We start from the raw sequence: 20,860 nt of genomic DNA, 5'->3' as shown, positions 1-20,860 counted from the left end.
CAAACTATGAAAAAGACAATTTTATTCTTAATGATTTCTTTCTATATTAATATTTCATATTCACAAGAAGTCAGTTGTGATGATTTATTAAATTTTATCACAGAAAAAGGATATTCAAAAGGAACATTAAGTAGTTATATTTTAGATTCTAGTTGGCTATATAAAGTTACTGCATATGAATATGAATATAAAACCTATGTTATCGCAGAAATTAAAAAAAATGAATACAGTTATCAAACAAGTACCTATATATTCTGTGGAATCCCTAATATGAATTGGAGAAATTTCCAATACGGGAGTTATGGAGATTCAAATTCGTATGGCGACAGATTCCATAAGTACATAATAAATTATAAATGTAATTGTGATTAATACCTCCAGCTAGCGCGAGCGTTCCGCTCGTGAACACAATCAAAATCACATTATATTTTGTGATAATAAGAAATACTTCGCGTTCACGAGCGGAACGCTCGCGCTAGCATTAGACGGTTAAATAATGAATTTTAAATCGTATTTTTCGTTTCACAACCACATCATTTAAAAATGAGAAACTTTCTATTCCTAATACTTTTACTAGCTCAAAATTCTTTTTCACAATCATATGAAAAAAATGCTGAATGTGTTAGAACAAAAAATCTATCAGAACAAAAAAGGTTAAATCATTTTCCCTTCTCCAAAAGCTCACAAATCAAGCTTATTTCTTTTAAAGACAACCCGAAAGAACTTTCTGGACAAGGGTTAATAAAATATATAGATTCCATCACCTTAGGAAAAGATGCTTATAATCCTAAATTTTACAATGAAACAGCCACTTTAACTTCAGAACAAATAAACAAGCTAACTGATATTATCTTCAATTTTAGTTATAAAAAAATGCCATATACACTGGAAGATGTAAAATGTTATATGCCTAGAAATGCTGTTTTATTTCTGGACGTTGATAATAAAATAATTGCATATTTAGAACTTTGTTTAGTTGCAAGCATTTCAGATCTAGCGACAAAAGATTCAGCATAGGCGAATATTGTGACACAAAGTATGATATGCTTAAATCTATATTTGAAAGCAATGGTATTAAATATGGTATTTCTGAAATTGAATAGTTTGCTTCCATAAACGCTACAAGATTATACAAGTATGAAAAACGCCCAAACAACAAATAAAAAGAAAAACTGGCTTAAGATAATTGTTGAAACTTTATTAGATTTTATTCTAATGTCGAGAGAATAATTCACTGGGATAAATACATTAACACAACATGTTTATTTTATTTTACCCATCGAAATTCTGTGAGGATGTTATTATACCATATTATATCATTAAAAAAACCGTAAAACATTATTTTTGGTTAATGCTATATTTGAAAAAAACTGATAATGGCGACAAATAATATTAATTTAAATACTCTGGAGAAATTGGTTCAGGCAGAAGCGGAAAGAAGAAAAATACTTTGGCAGAGAAAATGTAAAAAGCTAATATGGCTTAGTACTTTTTTGATTATAACTTTTATAATCTTACAAACATAAAACCCTCTTTTTCAAGAACTCTCCATTATTCATCTTACTATTTCTGTTCTTCAAAAACTATTTCTTTTTAATCCCGATCGCACGGATCTACACATCGACCACGCAACGATCGCGCTATCGTGTAACTGAAGAGCCAGTCCTTAAATAAATATAGCCTCAAAATACATGTTCCCGTAAAAATGAATTACAGTATATTTACATTTGTTCAACCAAAAAACATCCAATCTCATAAAGCAAAAAACATGAATAAAAGCATTACCTGTTTACTATTCTTTTTAATAAATTTAGGAAGCTATAGCCAAACTGCCCAGGATTTTTTTTATAGTGGATCTGCAAAAGATTGCAAAAAAGATTACAAAGGAGCTATTGAAGATTTCGACAAAGCAATAGCACTTGAATCTAATATAGACACCTATATTTTTTGCAGGGGTATGTCTAAGAATGCGATGGGAGATTACAATGGTGCTATTGAAGATTATACTAAAGCATTGGAAATTTCATATAATAAAAGTTATATGTATTTTCTTAGAGGTTCTGTAAAACAAACACAGAAAAACTATACAGGAGCTGTGGAAGATTTTACCCAGGCTATAGACCTGGATCCAAGTTATTATCAGGCCTACATGGGAAGAGGAATAATAAAAGATCTCTTAAAAGACTACAAAAACGCACTTATTGACTTCGATAAGGCTAAAGAAATCTATTCGTATGAAGAAGAACCTTACTACTTTAGCGGTAATATAAAATTTAAATTTAAAGATTATAACGGTGCTATTTTAGATTATGATAAATACAAAGAACTCAAACCCAGTAGCTACAAAATCTATTACAATAGAGGGATTTGTAAAATAGCATTAAACCAAAAAGCAGAAGCTTGCGAAGATTTTTTTCATGCAGAGTATTCCGATATAGATAAAGATAACGCAGTTGAGGCTATTAAGAAATACTGTCAATAAACTTTTCCCTCTGCAAATGTCTCCGACTTCGCGCATTTTTTAAGTTCTTATAAATAAATCTGATTAAAAGTATCTTGATTCTAAGCAATATTCTCCAACCCACCCGGAAACGGCCTGTAAGCATAATAATGCAAAACCTCTTCAATAGCTGTTTTTAAAGCTTCGTTTATAGGAAGCAGGCTAACACCCATTCTAAGATCGATTTGAGCTAACTGCATATAATAATCAGAAAAAATAGGAACGTATTTGCCTTTGTTAATCGCTACTTCCGCTTTAGTAAAGTTCTCCTGCTGTTCTTCTTTTATGATATTGCAGGTGGCCAATCGTAGCTTTCCAAATTTATCAGTTGTGGCACCGTAACCAAAGAGCCGGCAAATTAAACCCCGATAACGGTAATTACTGCAGCTTCCTTTATGGTATTCCAAAATCGAAAGAGAGCGGTATAAAAAGCAATTTTTAGTCGAAATACTGTTTAATTCTTTTAGGGTTTCTTCGGCTTTACCATTCAAAAACAAATGAAAAGCCCAGGGTAAAAATTCTAAAGGCGAAGCGTCTATGTTGGGAGTGGAGCAGCATTTGCCACAACCGGCGTTGCAATGCAAATGTGTTTCAGACTGAAAAGCCGTAATTTCAATTTCAAGACGATCAAACAATGCTTCAACCTGCCTAACCTTCTCTTCTATTGACATTTGTTTTTTGGTAAGGTAGGCTAATAGAAACGGCTCTAGGATTTTAGATTTTAGATTTTAGATTTTAGATTTTAGATTTTAGATTTTAGATTTTAGATTTTAGATTTTAGATTTTAGATTTTAGATTTTAGATTTTGTCGCTTTGCTCCAATTTATCCACTTCTGCGAAGTGTTCTCTGATAGTGCCGATAGCTTTTTCCTTTAACAAATTAATCGCGAAAGTTTTCCATATATTTATCTCCGATAAATTAAAATTATTCAGACACCAAATCTAATTATGCTGGAATGACACTTTTTTCAGAATTGAGAAAGTCATTATAAAAGTAAAACCGTTTTTAAACAAATCATTAATGAACAAAATCAAACTTGCCTTACTAATGGGCGCTATTTTTACCTTTATAGTATCAATTGCTTTAGGAGGAAGAAGTTTGACCTTTTATTTTAAGAATAAGGAAATGTTTCAAAATCCTCAATCTTATAAAAAAGAATTTATTGTTATTGACTCCACTTATACCAAAACAATAGGCTCGAAAAATAAAAGGGATCTAACTTATGGTTTATCTAAGGAATTCGATAATTATAAAACGATTTTTGATTTAAATACTCCGGACGGAAGTGCTGTTATTGAAAATGATATTAGTGTAGAACCCATTGCAGATACACTAACCGAATCGCACCTAAACTACTATGCCTGGGTAAACCAAGAAAAGAAAAAAGGCTTTATCTGCAACCAATATGAACAATCTATTCAGGATAACTGGATTTTTTCAGATCAAATCTTATACTTTAAAACTTCCATAGTTATGTTTCTGTTTTCACTTGCTATTTTTTATTGGCTGAAAGTATATCGAATTTTTATGAAGAAATAAACCCGATAGCACAAATTTGCAATCCCGTGCCCGGAGAGATTAAACACGTCAATTCAGCTAAAACAAAACCTGACAAACTGTAGGGGACGGAATTGTAGCTTTTTTATGTTTAACAAAATGTAACCCCAATATTAAATTTACTGCATGATATTAAAAACAGGTATAAATACGTGGTGCCTACTCCAATTTAATTCTTAAACTTGCTATCAGTATGGTGGAACATATTTTTATCATGGTTTTTCTGTAGGTAGGAACCTTGATTGTTTAATACTATTTTTTGGGGCAAAAAGTGAGATCACAATCGACAACGATTTACGATCTCACTTTTTAGTTTACACCATATCAACTTCCAAATAGTTTCTTTAAAAAAGCGCGAATGTCATAAACATTCGCGCTTTTTATCTTGGCTTCAAAAGAATATAAATTTGAAATCTTACTTTTTATTTTGATTATTTACTTCTATTTGAGCTTCCAGATATAAAATTATTTTTTTAAGGCTGTCAATGGTTTCTGTCGTTAATACAAACACTGCAATGGACAAAATATAAAAACAAAACCGAGTTATAATCAAGATGTCCTAAAGATTATAAAAGACCGACACGGATATTCGTACGATTATATCCGAAAATCGATTCGTGGTGATTGATGCTTTTAAAAAATCTCTGTCACTCTCAACCTTTGAACCTTTTAAAAAAAACCTTTGTATCTTTGCCCAAGTACCCCAAGAACCTCCAAACATGACACGAGAACATTATATTCCCTTCAATAAGGAATTCTTACTCGAACAACAACTTGCCGCTTTCTCGCAAGATCCCAAAAAAGTTGATGATTTTAAAAAATTGTTTGATATTATCGAGCATTATTTTCATTATGAAGCTTTTAATCTTAACCGAAATCTAAAGCAGAACTATGCTTTGTTTGATCCGGATTTGAGCAACAAAGAGCGTAAAAGTTTTATTGGCAAAAGTGATTTTTCGGTTTTTAAAGAAACATTGCTGACCGTTTTAGAACTCGGAAATTATACGCGTATTGAGCAGGAAACTTTGAATGTTGCTTTTAAGGAATCAGATTTGATTGGCCTGAATCTCTCTATCGATTTTAATGCTTTTAAGGATTATGAAATGTATGTTCGTGGTCAGCATACAGCAAAAGAAAAGGTTAAGAAATATTTTTTTTGGAAGAAGGAGGTCGAAATCGAATACTACGATCGCGTACTGATTTACCTGCATTACAATGACACGAATTTCCTGAAAGAAAAGAAAGTTAAATTGGGTAAAATGCCCATTGAACCGGGTTCGGTAGTTTTGAAAATCTTTAAGCGTGTTCCTAAAAATGATCTTGAAACTATTTTCCCCAATGCGATTCCGAGAATGTCAACTACTGACAAATTGCTGCTTTGGGTTCCGGGAATCTTTGGTGGAATTTCATTGTTAAGTGCGAAAGTAATTCCGGCACTGATCAATATGTATGACGCTTATCAAACCGGCGAAGCGATTGATTTACTGAACAGCAAAACGTCTTTAAATCAAGGATTAATCGCCTTGGGAATTCTGTCGCTTTATCTGTTTCGACAATACAATAATTTTGTAAACAAGAAAATTAAATATTCTAAAATACTTTCGGATAGTTTGTATTTCAAGAACCTCGGAAATAACAGCGGCGCTTTTTATTCACTTCTGAACTCGTCTGAAGAAGAGGTGCTTAAGGAAACTATTCTGGCTTATACTTTTTTATACAAAAATGAAACTCCTTTAACCGCAGAAGAACTCGATTCTCAAATTGAATCCTGGTTTGAAACAACATTAAAAACCAATCTTGATTTTGATGTAAAAGATGCTTTGGATAAACTACAACGAACTGGTCTTGGTATAGAAACCAATGGAAAATGGGAAGTGGTTCCGTTAGACAAAGCACTTGTTATTATTGATGCTTTATGGGATGGGGTTTTTGAGTATAATTCATAATTTGAGTTATGAGTTATAAGTTGTGAAATGTGAAAATGTGAATTTGGTTGCGCATGACAAATTGAAATGGGTTGGCGATTTAATTGACGATTTTGATTGCGAAGAATGGATTGAAATCCATCCCTACAATATATTTTGTTCCTACGGAACGGCTTAGAAAAAACTCGTATCTATGACTTATAAATGCGCTTTCATTTCAAATGATAAACTTTGCCAAAACTTCTTATAAAAACAGGTGCCCTAGCCCTGATAGGAGCGGTATCCTTTTTCTTGCTCCTTTAGCAAGGAAAAGATACAAGCGGATAGCAGGAATTGCTCCTTATAAAACAAAAAAAAGAGGACCTAAAAGCCCTCTTTACAATTATAATTTTGATAGATTACTCGCTATCAGTTTCAACCAAATCTTCTACATTTTCGCCCATATCTCCTACGGCTACTAATTCTGGTTTTGAGCCTTTAAGCGCGTTGAATCTTTCGATTTGTTCCAGATCTCCTTCTTCTCCACTAAAATATGGGAAAACATCCATAATTGGCGATTCTGAAATAGCCGGGATTGTGTAATCTCCCATCGTGTTTTTCATTACCGAAATCGTATTATCATACGCTTCTTTTACGTCATTTGCCTGAACTAACAAATACATGTTTGTTTTGCGTTCTTTGCCACTTTCTTCGTCAAAAGCGATTAACGATACTTTTGATTTAAACCAGCGATCGGCATTTTCGAACGGGTGAATCTCAGCGTAATTGGCCACTTTGATGTTTGTGATTTTAAATTCTTCACTTACATACGCCGCCATTTCTTCGTTGATTCTGCTCTCTGCTTCTGTATATGATATGGCGTCTACCAAATAAGGTTCTGTGGTAACCTTTTGTGTTCCAATATCATCTGTTTTTCTATATTTTACTTTGCATTCGTACCAAACTGCGCTCATTTCTATAAATTTTAAGGATGCCAAAGATAGATTTTAACGGAAATAAAATCGATTAATTGTGAAATAGATATTCACAATTTCGAATAATTTTTGTCTTTGAATCTGACTTCATTTTTAAATTACTATTTATCAGTCCCTAACATATAATTCAATCATAAAATTGCGAATTAACTTATAAAAATTTAATAAATTTGTAGTAGCTAAATCCTATAAACGAGAATATTACAAGCTAATTATTTTCAAAAATAAGATTAGACCAAAACAAATTTTATCAGACAACCCAAACTACTACAAACTTTAAATACCTCTACAATGAAACTTACCAATTTTTTAAGCGAACAAGGTTATGACTTAATTGAAGGACCAGTTAGAAATCATAAACCATTGCAATTATGGCTAAAAAAACCTTTTGATGAGGCTCAGCTTTACTACGACAATATCGGCCATGCTTTTAAAAGCGATATTGTTTTGACCGAAATCGAGAACGCAGCCCTAAATGTCGATTATACCAAAAAAGACGAATACGGATTTAATATCGGAATTACGCTTTTGGGAGAAATTTTGAAAACGCTCGGACTCGGAACATTCGGAATTACATCAAAAATACAATCTGGGAAAACGGTAACGATCAGCTATGGAAATTCGGTTACCAAAGAATATACGATTGGGAATCTTGAAGAATATTTTTATGGTGCCGATTTCCTGCATCCGAATCCTTCTCTTTTAAGAAACATCAACCAAAATTATCTTTTATTGACAACAGGAACCGTTTTTGCCCAAAATCTTGTAGTCGATATTGAGACCGATTTTACTTTGAACGCAGCCTTTGTTGCCAGTCTAAATGATACCGCTGAAGGCAAACTCGATTTTTCGACAAGCAATCTCAATAAGCTAAAAATGACATCGAACGTGGGCATTTCTTTTCCGATTGCCGTAAAAGCCAGCCGAATTGATTATGACAGAAGCCGATTTAAAAAATTAATTCAGGTTACGGATACGAATAATATATTTTAATTACCTGTATAATTCTTTCAGGCTCCTGACAAACTGAAAGAAATTTTATTAGATTTACATACCTAAATCCAAAAAAATGAGAACATTAGAACAATGGTTTGAAGAATATGCCGTAAGTCATCAGAACCCGAAAAACAAGGCTATTCATTATGTTTGCGTGCCGGCAATTTACTTTTCTATAGTGGGTTTACTGATGAGTATTCCGAGTGGTATAATTGCCAGTACTTTGAAATTAAATACCCCAATTATCGAAAATTGGGCTGTTGTTGTTTTGCTTTTTGTGCTGATTTTTTACATTCGGTTATCGGTTGCCATGGCAATTAAGATTGCGATTTTCTCAGCGATTTGCCTGGTTGTAAATTATTATATTGGGCAATTTGTTCCGTTGTGGATATTCTCCATTGGCGTGTTTGTGATCGCCTGGATTGGGCAATTCTACGGACATAATATTGAAGGCAAAAAACCTTCATTCTTAAAAGATCTTCAGTTTTTAATGATAGGCCCGGCCTGGGTTGTGGAGAATTTGTTTTCCCGAAAGTAAGGTTTTGAACTGTTTTGAGATGGAACGCGGATGACGCGGATTATGACGGATTTTTCACAACTTTTATTTTTACAAATTGGGCATAACGGAATAGGCCTAGTCTAATTTATAGCATATTATAACATAAAAAAATGAGAATACTTTTAGTCTTTATTTTTCCATTACTATTTCTTACCACTGGAGATACCCTTAATTGGAAAAGAAACATGTCACTTAATGAAAGTGATTTCTATTTATTAAACAGTTTTGAATTGAAAGGCAAAGTAAAATCTGTTAAAAATTATACACGTATTTTTAAAAACGAGGAAAAAAATTTAGACGGAATAGATCCTGTAAACATTAATAAAAACTTAAAAGTCGATCTACATGATCAACTTTTCTTTGACACCAGGAAACTTCTAACTTCTAAGATTAATTATTTAGTTGGTACCAACCAAATATTTTCAGAACACCATTTTGCATATGATAAAAACTTAAATATCATCAACATAGAAGAAAAAAAAGGTTTTGGCATACGTTATAAATATGACAGCCAAAACAGAAGAATTGAAAAGAAATTATATGCAACTGACAAGGAGGTAATCGAAATAACATCATTTTTATATGACGTTGAGAATCCTTTGTCTGTGTTAAAAGACATGAAATCTCTGGCTAGAGATCACTATGTCAATTTTGTACATTATAACGAAGACAATCAGCAAGTTGATACAAAGAAATATTTACTGGAAACAACTGCAAGATATGTGGGAGAAGAAAGTATAAAATACAATAAGGACGGATATTTTTTAGAAACCTTAGTTCATGGCTCAAAGGCTGACAATCATTATATAGTGAAATACAAATATACTTATGACGATCAGAACACTATAACAAACTATCTTCATGATGATTATGAAATTTGCAAAAATATTTATCTCTTTGACAAACAAGGAAATTGGATTTTAAAGATTAAAGGATCGGATATAAATAATTATGTCTATGTCTATAAAAGAGAAATCACTTATTATCCATAAATTATTTTTATTCAAGAAAACCAACATAAAGTTCCCCTATTTTCGAGCTAAAATTTCTTCTTTGCCAAAATAACACAAAAACCATTACTATTCGTTAAAAATCAAGCACTTAATCAATAATCTCTTAACTTTATCTTTCAAAAAACCCAAATAGTCTGGCTATGAAAATAAACAACAAAGAAATTAAAATTGAAAGCTTTGATATTTTTACCTACAGAAGAATCAGGCGCGCTATTGGGTATTTAGGCATCAGTCTGCCGATACTTTTGGTTGGTTTGTCTTTTATTCCTTTTTTTAAAACACCACTTCAGCTTTCTATAAGCAATTACTATTACACTAATCTCAGGGAAATTTTTACCGGAACTTTGGCCGCTGTCGGGTTATTTATGATTCGGTACAAAGGTCATGGAAATGCTTCCTTTTGGAAAAATGATAATTTATTGACCAATATCTCCGGAATTATGGCAATTGGCGTGGCGCTGTTTCCTATGAATCCGGATGATTTTGCTGCTAAAATTTATACGCTGATTCCGTATCCTGAAAAATGGTTGGGCTGGCTTCATTATGGTTTTGCAGCTTTACTTTTTTTAATCATGTCTTTATTGGCTATTAATGTTTTTACCATTGGGCAGGAGAATGAAACCAGAGATCCGAAAAGCATTTTAAACGAAAACAATATTTATCGCTTTTGTGGTTATTCAATCATTGTTTTTGTAATTCTGGTTCCCATTTCTGAGACTTTAAAATGGTTTCGATATTCCACTTTGATTCTCGAGGCCCTTGCCCTATTTGCTTTCGGAGTTGCGTGGTTAATTAAAGGACGCGCTTTAGGCGACAGTGGCGAAATTGGTAAAAAACTATATCAGGAAAATAATCCTGTGGATACGGAAAAGGTTTTTGAAGAATAACGTTCTTCTGAAGTTAAATCTAGATGGTACAGTAAAATCAAAGTATTATAAAATAATAAAAAAGATATTTCTTTTGAAAACGAGTGCCCTAGCCCAGACAGGAGCGGCATCCTTTTGGGGCGGGGTTCGCCCCAAAAGATATAGCGGATGGCTGGAAACAGCTCCTGAAAAAACTACTAAAAATTAAAAAACTTCTTTATAAGATTTTTTATAAAGAAGTTTTTTGTTGTCCCAACCTTTTCATAAAAATAGTACTCTATAGTAATAGAGAAGTTTCTTCCAGAAAACTTAAAACTATCATTTATGAAAAACGTACTTCTAATTTCGCTATTATTCTTCGGATTTTTTACTCAGGCTCAAAGTCCGCAACTGAATGTAAAAGGTAAAGATTCTTCTTTGGTGAGACTGAATCAACTTAAGGTTGCTGTAAAAATTGTGGGCAATATTGCCTATACAACTACCGAAATGCATTTTTATAACGGCACCAATCGCCAAATGGAAGCCGAACTGCTATTTCCATTACCGGAAGGGGTTTCGGTTTCGAGGTATGCGATTGATATTAACGGGAAAATGCGTGAAGCGGTTCCGGTAAACAAAAACAAAGGGAAACAGGTTTTTGAAGCTGTTGAACACCGTCGTGTCGATCCGGGATTATTAGAGAAAGTAGAAGGAAATAATTTCAGGACCCGCATTTATCCTTTGATGCCGGGAAAAGAACGTATCGTAATTATTGGATATGAACAGGAATTAAGCAGTTTTGATGCGACACATTTATCGTACCAAATGTTGAGCAGTTATTCCGGGAAACTGGATGTTTTTGAGTTGGACGTCGCGGTTTTGGGGGCAACCGCGGCACCAACCATTGCGAATGAAGAAGGAATTCTGGCATTAGAAAATCAGAATCAGTCTTATCTGACTTCGATTAAAAAAGTGAATTATCAGCTTAAGGATAAATTAGTCATCACGATTCCGATTCGTGCTGAAATTCCGAGTGTTGTGGCCCAAAGTGTTAATGATCAGCATTATTTTTATGCCAATACAATTTTGGATAGTCCTAAAATATTGAAGAAAAACCCAAATACCATTGGTTTGATTTGGGATGTTTCGCTAAGCTGCAAAAACCGAAATATTAAAAAAGAACTACAATTGCTTGCCGCCTATTTTAATCAATTGAAAAACGTATCGGTGACTTTGTATCTTGCAGGTTATAATTTCGAAAAAAAGAGCACTTATACCATTCAAAACGGAGATTGGTCTGCCTTGAAATCAGTTTTAGAAAATGTGGTTTACGATGGCGGCACCCGATTCTCAAAAATCAAATTGCCTGTTCATGATGAATATTTATTTTTTACGGATGGCTTATCTTCTTTAAGTTCAAACTTATTAAATACTACTAAAAAACCAATTTATACGATTAGTTCTTTGGGCTCATCAGATTATGCTTTTTTGAATTATAACGCGATAAAAACTGGCGGAAATTTCATTAATCTGAATCAGTTAAAGATTGAAGACGCTTATGATAAATTGATGTATCAGAGTTTGAAATTTCTGGGAATCAAAGAAAATTATCTGGTAACCGATTTATACCCGATGGCCGGAACGCCGGTTTCAGGAAGCTTTAGCGTTGCCGGAATTTCATTGAAAAGCAAAAATGATGTGGTATTGCTTTTTGGATATGACGAAAAAACTGTATTAGAAAAAACAATACATATTGATGCGACAATTCCGGTTTCCGGAGAAATTAGCATCGAAAAATTGTGGGCACAAAAGAAAATAGCAAATCTTGAAATTCAGTATAAAACAAATGCTGATGAAATTGAAGCGCTGGGAAAACGATACGGAATTGTAACGCAAAATACTTCGCTTATTGTTTTAGAAAGTCTGCACGATTATATTCAATATGACATTATTCCACCTGCAGAATTGAGAGCCGAATTTGATAATATCATGAAACAACAATTGGCCAGCGCACAGGCAAAAAAATTCAGCAACTGGGAAAATGTCGCCAGTTATTACGAACAGCTTAAAACCTGGTGGGATAAGAATACAAAATATAATATTCCGAAACCAGAATCAAATTCTAAAATTACTGGTAATGTAAGAGGTGTTGTTTTAGACGAAGGTGGGCTTCCGTTACCCGGAGCGACAATTGTTGTAAAAGGTAGTAAACGCAATACCCAAACAGATTTTGATGGCAAATTTGGCATTGATGCTGTAAGTGGCGATAAACTACAGGTTAGTTATATTGGGATGGAGACGCAGGAGATAAGAGTTGGAAGAGGAAGAAATTACAATATAACCTTGAGAAGTGCCCATCAGGAATTACAGGAAGTTGTGACTGTTGGATATGGAACAAGTCGCCGACGAGATGATGTTGAAGAGGACGAGGAATCAGATAAAAAAGAAAAAAGAAATTACACTACTGCTTCTGCGATGATGGTACGTTCGGAGAGTATTTCAGCTCCAAATATAACCGTTGAAAAAGCATTGGCCGGAAAAGTTGCAGGAGTTGCTGTTAGCAATGCACCTCTTTCTGAAAACGCAATCCAGAATCAAAATGTTGTAGATTCTAATTTGGATGTTACTGTTGGTTATTCCAGCTTTAACCAAACCAAAGTGAACACCTGGAATCCGGACAGAATTTATTTGAAAGTTTTGGCCAATGCTCCGGCTGATAAAAGATACAGTTTGTACCTTGAGTTACGTACAGACCAAATCAACAATCCGAATTTTTATTTTGATGTAGCCAATTACTTTTACGACAATGGCGATAAGGAAAAAGCGTTGTTAGTATTGAGCAATATTGCCGATTTAGGTTTAGAGAATCATCAACTTTACAAATCGCTGACTTATCTATTACGCCAGTGGGGAACGTATGAAGATGCTTTGTTCACCGCCACTCAGGTAGCAAAATGGAGAGAGCAGGAACCACAGGCGCACCGTGATTTGGCTTTAACACTGGAAGATAATAAACAATATCAGGCTGCTTTTGATGAATTGATCAAGGCTTTAGAAGTAAACTATTTCGGTGAAATGAGCGGACAATATTCTGGTGTAGAAGATATTATTTTAATGGATTTAAACAGAATGATTCAGGAACACAGCGGCATTAAAACAGATAAACTGGACAAGAAATATCTAAACAAAATGCCAGTTGCGATCCGCATTATCCTAAACTGGAATCAAATGGATACAGATATCGACCTGCACATTATAGAACCAACCAACGAAGAGTGTTATTACGGACATCGCGATACCGAAATTGGTGCCCGTTTCTCTAAAGATTTCACACAAGGTTACGGTCCGGAACAATATTTATTACGAAATGCCGTGAAAGGGAAATACATCATCAAATCGAATTATTTTGGAGAAAGAACTTTAACCGAAAATGGCCCAACAACAGTAATGGTTGAAGTTTATACTTCTAAAAATGGAATCACAGAACGAAAATTGCAAACGATTCAGCTTGGTAAAATCAAAGAAAATCAAAATCTTGCAGAAGTTGTGATTGATTAATTATTGATTCTTTTTTAGCGAAAAAGGTTTTAATTGACATATGAAAGTATGTCAATTAAAACCTTTTTCTTGTCTGTTTGTTTTTGTTTTGGAGCAGAAAAATTTCGTTTTCAAAATACGTTTGGTCCCGCTATCCGCTATATTCCCGATTAACAAAAACTACGGCTAAAAAACTTTGTTTTTCTAAATCGGGAGATACCGCTGCTATCGGGGCTAGATGAGAGGTCTTGTTTTTCATCACATGTATATCCAAAAAAAATATAAATAATTTCTTATTCTTTACTATCTTCGTTATTACGTTATTTTTGAAATTGTAATAGAAATAATAATTATCACATTTATAAAACATTGAAATCATGGAAAATAAAAAAGTAGTAACCTTTATCTTTTGGATTGTTGCCATTATTTTAGGCGTTACATTGTACAAGCAATTCGACTTTGAAAATCTAAAATTTGAGAAACCGGCATTAGCCGTTATTTACATACTTTGCTTTGCGTTTGCAATTTTTATTCTGGTAAAAAATTCTAAGAAAAAGATATAAAAAAAAACCATTTCATTATGAAATAGGTTTTTTGCTTTAGTGAATTCATTGGTGTAGAATTTAAAACTTTTTCCTGAAGATTTCAGATTTTAAACGACTTGATAGAAGCTTGAAAGAAAAAGTATTTAACTTTCAAAGTTTGTCATAAGTATTAAATAGACCTGAACCCTTTAATTATGTAATTGATTTTTGAGAGCGTATAGTTTGCTTCTAAGATTTTTTAACATTAGAGGATCAGAAACTTTACCTCTAACCCTGGTTAAAAAAATAGCTTCTCCGATAGTCATCTTTAAAGCATGTCCTTGTTTGTTAAAGAGTTCCGAGATTAGTTTTGAGGTTTGCAACATCGGATGAATTGATTTTAACATACTGAAAAAATAACCATTGTTTCCATGAAAATATATTGGCAAAATAGGTACATCTGCCTTACAGATAATTTTACCTACTACCGGATGCCACTCCGGATCTGTAATTTCACTTGTCTTAAAATCATAAGATGAAACTTCTCCAGCAGGAAATATTGCGACAGGAATACCTTCTGATAAGGCTTTGAGTGTCATTTTTAATCCCGTAATACTCGCAGAATTTTGCACATTTTCAAAGGGGTTTACTGCAATAATGCATTTTTCAAGATTTGGAATTTCCTTTAATAAAAAATTTCCCATATACATTGTATCCGGACGTACTTTCGCAATTGTACTTAATAAAGCTAATGATTCGATACCTCCATACGGGTGATTTGCAACAACTATAAAAGCACCTTCACGCGGAATATTTAATAATTCGGCAGCATCAAATTGAACATTCACACCAATTTTCATTAATACATGATTAGCAAAATCTGCACCTTCGAGATTACCGGCCTCTTTTACAATAGTATTTAAATTATTAATTTTCAATACTTTCATTAAATAAGAAGATAATCCGGGAATAGGAATTTTAGAAAGGCCAGCAGCTTCTGAAAATTTTTCTTTGGAAATTAATGTCATATTATGGCTTATTAAGGTTGAATGCGAAAACTAATAAAAACCTAAAAAGGAATGCAACTAGCAATAGTTAATGTTTATTAATAAAATTTTGTTTTTATAATTTCATGACTTGAAACGAGAATTTTGAGTTATGAGGAAAGATAATCAACCAACTCCATATTCTTTATCGCAATCATGGGTAAAGATACTCTGATTTTATATGTGAACATTGAATCTGCAAATAAAACATCTATAAAGAGTGATTATATTGGTTGATACACACTCTTTGGCTTTAAACTTATACATAGAAAGCATTGAAACTAGAGAAAGGTTTTTTTATGTAAATCAAAGCCAGAATATCAGATCAAAAATTAAATTCCTAGCTAACACAGGCTTCAATCGTTTTGCGGATTTAGTGGAATTACTATTTTATTTCATAATTTTGTTTAGCAGAAAGTACTCTGCTATTGATTGAAGCGTGCGAGCATTATATATTATGTAAAACGACCGCTAGTATTATAGCTCATAACAATTTGAAAGATTAGTTCCAACCAAATATTTAATATTATGAAAAAGTTACAATTCAAAGTAAGCATCAATGCACCTGTAACCAAGATATATGATATTATGCTTGGCATTACCAGTAAATCAACATATGAACAATGGGCTTCATTGTTTAACCCCACCTCTACCTATGAAGGAAATTGGGACAAAGGAAGTAAAATTCTATTTATTGGAATAGATGAAAAAGGAGAAAAGGGAGGTATGGTGTCCAGGATAGTTGAAAATATTCCTAACCAATTTGTTTCTATTCAACATTATGCACTTTTAAAAGGAGATAAGGAAATAACAGAAGGACCAGAAGTAGAAAAATGGGCAAACGGATTTGAAAACTACACCTTCCAAGAAAACAATGGAACGACAACCGTTACTGCTGACTTAGACACAACTGAAGATTTTGTAGCTTATATGAACGAGACTTACCCAAAAGCACTCGACAAGCTGAAAGAAATTTGTGAAAAATAATTGCTTGCAAACACTGGTTTTCTAAAAACGAAAGAATTTTTGAACCATAAAAAAGCCTAAGAATATAAAACTCTCAGGCTTTCGTTTTTTATAGTAACCCTAACGCTACAGAATTCGAATCTTTTATGGGGCAGATCTGAAGATATTAAATAAAATTAATTCCAGATCTCTATTTTTCCTTCATTAAAACCTTGATCCAAATGTCTTATTTGAATTCTCTTAAAAATACTTCATTCTAAAATTAAATCGCAAACCGTTACCTGTCAAAGAAAATGAGACAATAAATGATAATTTCATTAAATTTGAATTAAGTTAGTTTTCATTTTATTGGAGTTTATAAATTTCACAATTATCATAGTAATTTAATTGGTATATAAATATCAATAATATGAAAGTTTTCAGGATGTAATTTAGGATCATTTAAATGACTTAAAAAGAAATTTCTATTATCTGGCTGATAACCATTTTCTTCAAACCATACTTCGTAAATATAATTCCAAGTTTTAAAACATTCAGACATAGGGGCTTCTTTATGAAAAATAGCATATAATCCACCGCTTATTATTGTACTGCCAATTATCCCTTCTCCCACTGTTTTCTTAGGAACAGACAAACAAACATCTGCCTGAAGCATTCCTAATAAATTAGCATTACTTCTATAAACAGTTAATGCTTTGGTTTCAGGAAAATTCACTAAATTTCTGGGAGAAGCCCAGCTAAAAAGCTGTTTAAACATTTCCCCAAAGGTTTCGCTATCATGATTGTGGATATTGAGACTTCTGATGTAAATAACATTAAACGCCTCTAGTTTTTTGATTTCAAAATCAAGTTTCATAATTTCACTCATTTCAATCTTTTTTAAATTATTTAATTTGAGTGCAAGGTAGTTTTCGATTTCCGACTGCATTTTTCCAATATTGCTATCTGTTATACCAATATTGCTATTTTGATACAGCTTTCGCCATTCACTTGGTGTTATTTGTTTGACTTCACGAAAACTTCTTGAAAAAGATGAAATGCTTAGAAAACCACAATCATTGGCTATTTCACTAATCGTTTTTGAAGGATTGTTCATTAAGAAAAATAGAGCTCTTTCTATCTTTGCATTTTTAATAAACTCATTGACTGTGGTCCCTGTTACTGATTTAAAAATTCTATGGAAATGAAATTTTGAGAAATTAGAAAGGATAGCCAGTTTTTCTAAAGAAAGTTCTTCATGAAGGTTTTCTTTAATATAATCTATACTTTTATTGATTCTAAAGTAGTACTCTTTAATAGACTCTTCTTTTGTCATTCGTTTTGATCTATAGTGTCTTATTAATTAAATATTATTTGAATTTGCAAACGAATATTGAAGACAAAGTTAGGAAGTATTATAGAATCTTTTTAAGTCATTTTTTAACACAAAATTATTGTGCCTATAAAATTAAAGCCCAATGGTTGGGTTCGAACCAAAATTACTTACAAATAGTATTCTTTTAAAAAGCAAAAAAATTACAAGAGAACTTCGAACCCATAAAAAAAGCCTGAGAATCAACATTCTCAGGCTTTTTCTTTTTTTAGTGACCGCGGAGGGGTTCGAACCCCCAACCCTCAGAGCCGAAATCTGATATTCTATCCAGTTGAACTACGCGGTCGTTTGATTTATGAGTTTAGATTTTAGATTACCAATTGGAATCTAAAATCTAAACTCTGCAATCTAAAATTTTTTATACTAAAAGTTTCTTCACAATTGCAGAAATGGTTTTTCCTTCAGCAGTTCCGCCTAATTGAGCAGAAGCTAATCCCATAACTTTACCCATTGAAGCAATTCCAGAAGCTCCAGTTTCAGCAATGATTTTTGCTACCACTGCTTCTACTTCTTCTTCGCTTAATTGAGCTGGCAAAAATTTCTCGATTACAGCAACCTGAGCCAATTCTGGTTCAGCTAAATCAGGGCGATTTTGTTCTGTAAAAATTCTGGCGCTTTCTTTACGGGTTTTAACAAGTCTCTGAAGTAATTTAACTTCATCGTCTTCAGTTAATTCTTCTTTAGAACCTGTAGCTGTTGCAGCCAATAACATCTCCGATTTAATAGCTCTTAATGCTTCTAATGCAACTGTATCTTTTGCTCTCATGGCGGTTTTGATCTCGTCCATGATTAATGTTTGTAAACTCATTTTTTTATTTTATTTAAATAAGCCAGGCTTATAAATGATGTGATTATTTGAAATTGTTTTCGACTTCACTCAAACTGATAATAAGATTCACTTTAAAAGTCTAATAAAGAAGTCAAATTTCGAAATTCTGTGCGAAGATAAAAAAAATAACCCGAAAATTAAATCCAATTTTCGGGTTATCCTAATATTATGAATGTAAACTTAATCTACGTTATCGTGCAAAAATGAATTATTTGAACGCAATTGCAGATCGTTATTACTATCAGTACCAACAGATATTCTTGAATTGGTTGTATTCGATTGATTGTTTGAAAGATCAATACCTAATCTTTTGTAAGCAGGCTCTTTTTCAAGTTCATCAATTCTCGAAACATTATTATGGAATTTATAGTTAAATTCTTTCAGTTTCTTTCTTCTTTCTTCAGCTCTCAAACGTAACGTTTCTTCGATAGTCAATTCCATTGGAGAAACACTTGAAGTTGTCGCATAATCAGCTTCCTGAGCAAAATCAACCTTCGGTTTTAACTGAATATTCAATTCTGCAGGAACAACATCTTCTACCACTTTTTCAATTGGTTTAGACGTCATCAAATCATTCTCAACTTCCATATATTCTTCAAGAGAATATTTGATAACTCCATTTTCAGCAACTTCTGTTACCGGTACAAATTGTACAGGGTCGTTAACTTTGATATTGCGTGTTTCGTTTGTTAATTCGAATAAAATCTTACTCTCCTCAACAACCGGTTCTTTTTTAACTTCCGGCTCAGATCTGAAAAGAGGCAAGTCAAAAGAGAAAGTCGTTTGTTCTTCTCTTTCAAAAGTTCTTTGCTGAACTGGTTTTACTTCCTGAACAGCTTCCGCTGCCGGAGCTGAAATCGTAAAATCGATATCTGTAATTGGCGAAACGATTTCAAAGGTTACATCAAGATTTTTGATAAACTCTGACATCACCACTAACTCTTCCTGATTGATAGTTGGAGCAACTGCAACTGGAGCAACAGGAGTTGGAACTAGAGGATTATGAGTATTAGCAAAAGGCTCATCTTCCATTAAATCAAAAACAACTTTTTCTTCTGATTTCGCAGTAGGTGTTTCAGCATTTAAATCAAAAGATGTAACCGTTTTATTCGTTAGATTATGAACACTTCTTTGCTCATCTTCTAACGTATGAATAATTTTTTTAGGTTCTGTATTTACAATTTCATTTTGTTGTTCAACATCAAAACCAGTCGCAATAATAGTTACTGCAATAGCCTCACCAAGAGTTTCGTCTTCACCAACTCCCATGATAATATTAGCGTTATAACCTGCTTCTGCCTGGATATGATCGTTGATTTCTCCAATTTCATCAAGCGTGATCTCATTAGATCCAGAAACGATAAGCAACAATACGTTTTTGGCTCCTGTAATTTTGTTGTCGTTTAATAACGGAGAATCCAATGCTGAAATAATAGCTTCTTTCGCTCTGTTTTCACCTGTAGCAACAGAAGATCCCATGATCGCAGTTCCACTGTTTGACAAAACAGTTTTGGCGTCACGTAAATCGATATTTTGAGTATAGTGGTGTGTAATTACTTCAGCAATACCTCTGGAGGCCGTTGCCAAAACTTCATCCGCTTTAGAGAATCCGGCTTTAAAACCAAGATTTCCGTATACTTCTCTTAACTTGTTATTATTGATTACAATTAACGAATCGACTTGTTTACGTAATTTTTCGATTCCTAAAAGCGCTTGTTCCTGACGAACTTTACCTTCAAACTGAAACGGAATTGTTACGATACCAACCGTTAAAATCTCTCTTTCTTTTGCTAATTGCGCAATTACCGGAGCCGCACCTGTACCTGTTCCACCACCCATACCAGCGGTGATAAATACCATTTTAGTACCACGGTCTAACATTTTTTCAATATCGGCGATACTTTCAATAGCAGATTGTTGCCCTACATCTGGATTTGCTCCTGCTCCAAGACCCTCTGTTAAGTTCATCCCTAACTGAATTTTATTTGGTACAGCACTATTCTGAAGTGCTTGTGAGTCTGTATTACAAACGATAAAATCTACCCCTTTAATACCTTGTTTGAACATGTGGTTGATTGCATTACTTCCGCCTCCACCTACACCTATTACCTTGATTACATTTGATTGGTTTTTTGGTAAATCAAATGAAATACTTCCAAATTCTGAGTTGCTCATCATCTTTTTGGTTTTGAAATTCTTATTAAATACATTTTTTA

General features: G+C 33.2%; 18 protein-coding genes and 1 tRNA gene. 12 read left to right on the top strand and 7 right to left on the bottom strand.

Annotated elements, in window-relative coordinates; translation table 11 throughout:
• Window positions 1–6 precede the first annotated feature (6 nt).
• The 3 genes from ASC72_RS19465 (at window position 7) to ASC72_RS19455 (ending at window position 2,482) form a co-directional block, all read left to right on the top strand.
• Complete coding sequence (locus tag ASC72_RS19465; protein ID WP_056194781.1) at window positions 7–372, top strand: hypothetical protein; 366 nt, start codon at window positions 7–9, stop codon at window positions 370–372.
• A gap of 171 nt (window positions 373–543) precedes the next feature.
• Entirely contained in the window at window positions 544–1,017 is a 474-nt protein-coding gene (locus tag ASC72_RS19460; protein WP_056194778.1) for a hypothetical protein, read from the top strand.
• A 751-nt stretch (window positions 1,018–1,768) separates the two neighbouring features.
• The gene (locus ASC72_RS19455) at window positions 1,769–2,482 is read left to right on the top strand and encodes a tetratricopeptide repeat protein (RefSeq protein ID WP_198528528.1); all 714 of its coding nucleotides are present in this window, start codon (window positions 1,769–1,771) and stop codon (window positions 2,480–2,482) included.
• Between the two features lie 80 nt (window positions 2,483–2,562).
• Here ASC72_RS19455 and ASC72_RS19450 read toward each other — a convergent pair whose 3' ends face one another.
• Entirely contained in the window at window positions 2,563–3,171 is a 609-nt protein-coding gene (locus ASC72_RS19450; RefSeq protein WP_056194773.1) for a YkgJ family cysteine cluster protein, read from the bottom strand.
• A gap of 350 nt (window positions 3,172–3,521) precedes the next feature.
• Between ASC72_RS19450 and ASC72_RS19445 the strand changes: the two genes are divergently transcribed.
• Window positions 3,522–4,040 carry a hypothetical protein gene (locus tag ASC72_RS19445; protein WP_056194770.1) on the top strand — a complete coding sequence of 173 codons (519 nt, stop codon included), beginning with the start codon at window positions 3,522–3,524 and terminating at the stop codon, window positions 4,038–4,040.
• A gap of 737 nt (window positions 4,041–4,777) precedes the next feature.
• Complete coding sequence (locus ASC72_RS19440) at window positions 4,778–6,004, top strand: TMEM143 family protein (RefSeq protein WP_056194768.1); 1,227 nt, start codon at window positions 4,778–4,780, stop codon at window positions 6,002–6,004.
• A 377-nt stretch (window positions 6,005–6,381) separates the two neighbouring features.
• Here ASC72_RS19440 and ASC72_RS19435 read toward each other — a convergent pair whose 3' ends face one another.
• A complete protein-coding gene (locus ASC72_RS19435) occupies window positions 6,382–6,936 on the bottom strand; it encodes a DUF4494 domain-containing protein (RefSeq protein ID WP_056194766.1) in 555 nt (184 codons plus the stop codon).
• Between the two features lie 312 nt (window positions 6,937–7,248).
• Between ASC72_RS19435 and ASC72_RS19430 the strand changes: the two genes are divergently transcribed.
• From ASC72_RS19430 to ASC72_RS19395, 6 genes are all read left to right on the top strand, one after another.
• Complete coding sequence (locus ASC72_RS19430; RefSeq protein WP_056194763.1) at window positions 7,249–7,950, top strand: hypothetical protein; 702 nt, start codon at window positions 7,249–7,251, stop codon at window positions 7,948–7,950.
• Window positions 7,951–8,026: 76 nt separating this feature from the next.
• On the top strand, window positions 8,027–8,491 hold the full coding sequence (locus ASC72_RS19425; protein WP_056194761.1) for a DUF962 domain-containing protein: 465 nt from the start codon (window positions 8,027–8,029) through the stop codon (window positions 8,489–8,491).
• A gap of 131 nt (window positions 8,492–8,622) precedes the next feature.
• Entirely contained in the window at window positions 8,623–9,504 is an 882-nt protein-coding gene (locus ASC72_RS19420) for a hypothetical protein (protein WP_056194758.1), read from the top strand.
• A 161-nt stretch (window positions 9,505–9,665) separates the two neighbouring features.
• Window positions 9,666–10,412, top strand: coding sequence for a hypothetical protein (locus ASC72_RS19415; protein ID WP_056194755.1), 747 nt, complete (start codon window positions 9,666–9,668; stop codon window positions 10,410–10,412).
• A 303-nt stretch (window positions 10,413–10,715) separates the two neighbouring features.
• Window positions 10,716–13,928 (top strand): VIT domain-containing protein, encoded by a 3,213-nt coding sequence (locus tag ASC72_RS19405; RefSeq protein WP_056194750.1) that lies wholly within the window; start codon window positions 10,716–10,718, stop codon window positions 13,926–13,928.
• A gap of 356 nt (window positions 13,929–14,284) precedes the next feature.
• Window positions 14,285–14,470, top strand: a complete 186-nt coding sequence (locus tag ASC72_RS19395) for a hypothetical protein (RefSeq protein ID WP_056194743.1) — start codon at window positions 14,285–14,287, stop codon at window positions 14,468–14,470.
• A 170-nt stretch (window positions 14,471–14,640) separates the two neighbouring features.
• On the opposite strand, the gene ASC72_RS19390 is transcribed toward ASC72_RS19395, so the two are convergent.
• The gene (locus tag ASC72_RS19390; protein WP_056194741.1) at window positions 14,641–15,459 is read right to left on the bottom strand and encodes a hypothetical protein; all 819 of its coding nucleotides are present in this window, start codon (window positions 15,457–15,459) and stop codon (window positions 14,641–14,643) included.
• Between the two features lie 546 nt (window positions 15,460–16,005).
• On the opposite strand from ASC72_RS19390, the gene ASC72_RS19385 reads away from it, so the two are divergent.
• A complete protein-coding gene (locus ASC72_RS19385) occupies window positions 16,006–16,464 on the top strand; it encodes a hypothetical protein (protein ID WP_056194738.1) in 459 nt (152 codons plus the stop codon).
• Between the two features lie 352 nt (window positions 16,465–16,816).
• On the opposite strand, the gene ASC72_RS19380 is transcribed toward ASC72_RS19385, so the two are convergent.
• The 4 genes from ASC72_RS19380 to ftsZ all read right to left on the bottom strand — a co-directional run bounded on the left by ASC72_RS19380 (window position 16,817) and on the right by ftsZ (window position 20,822).
• Entirely contained in the window at window positions 16,817–17,758 is a 942-nt protein-coding gene (locus ASC72_RS19380) for a GyrI-like domain-containing protein (RefSeq protein ID WP_056194735.1), read from the bottom strand.
• Window positions 17,759–18,027: 269 nt separating this feature from the next.
• Window positions 18,028–18,101, bottom strand: a tRNA-Arg gene (locus ASC72_RS19375).
• Between the two features lie 72 nt (window positions 18,102–18,173).
• Window positions 18,174–18,623: a GatB/YqeY domain-containing protein gene (locus ASC72_RS19370; protein WP_056194734.1), complete on the bottom strand. Its 450-nt coding sequence runs from the start codon at window positions 18,621–18,623 to the stop codon at window positions 18,174–18,176.
• 201 nt (window positions 18,624–18,824) lie between these two features.
• Window positions 18,825–20,822, bottom strand: a complete 1,998-nt coding sequence (gene ftsZ, locus ASC72_RS19365) for a cell division protein FtsZ (protein ID WP_056194731.1) — start codon at window positions 20,820–20,822, stop codon at window positions 18,825–18,827.
• Window positions 20,823–20,860 lie beyond the last annotated feature (38 nt).

Origin of the sequence: Flavobacterium sp. Root420 (assembly GCF_001427905.1) — a bacterium.
GTDB lineage: Bacteria > Bacteroidota > Bacteroidia > Flavobacteriales > Flavobacteriaceae > Flavobacterium.
The sequence above is the reverse complement of the archived record's forward strand: the minus strand, read 5'-3'. Positions and strand labels throughout refer to the sequence as shown.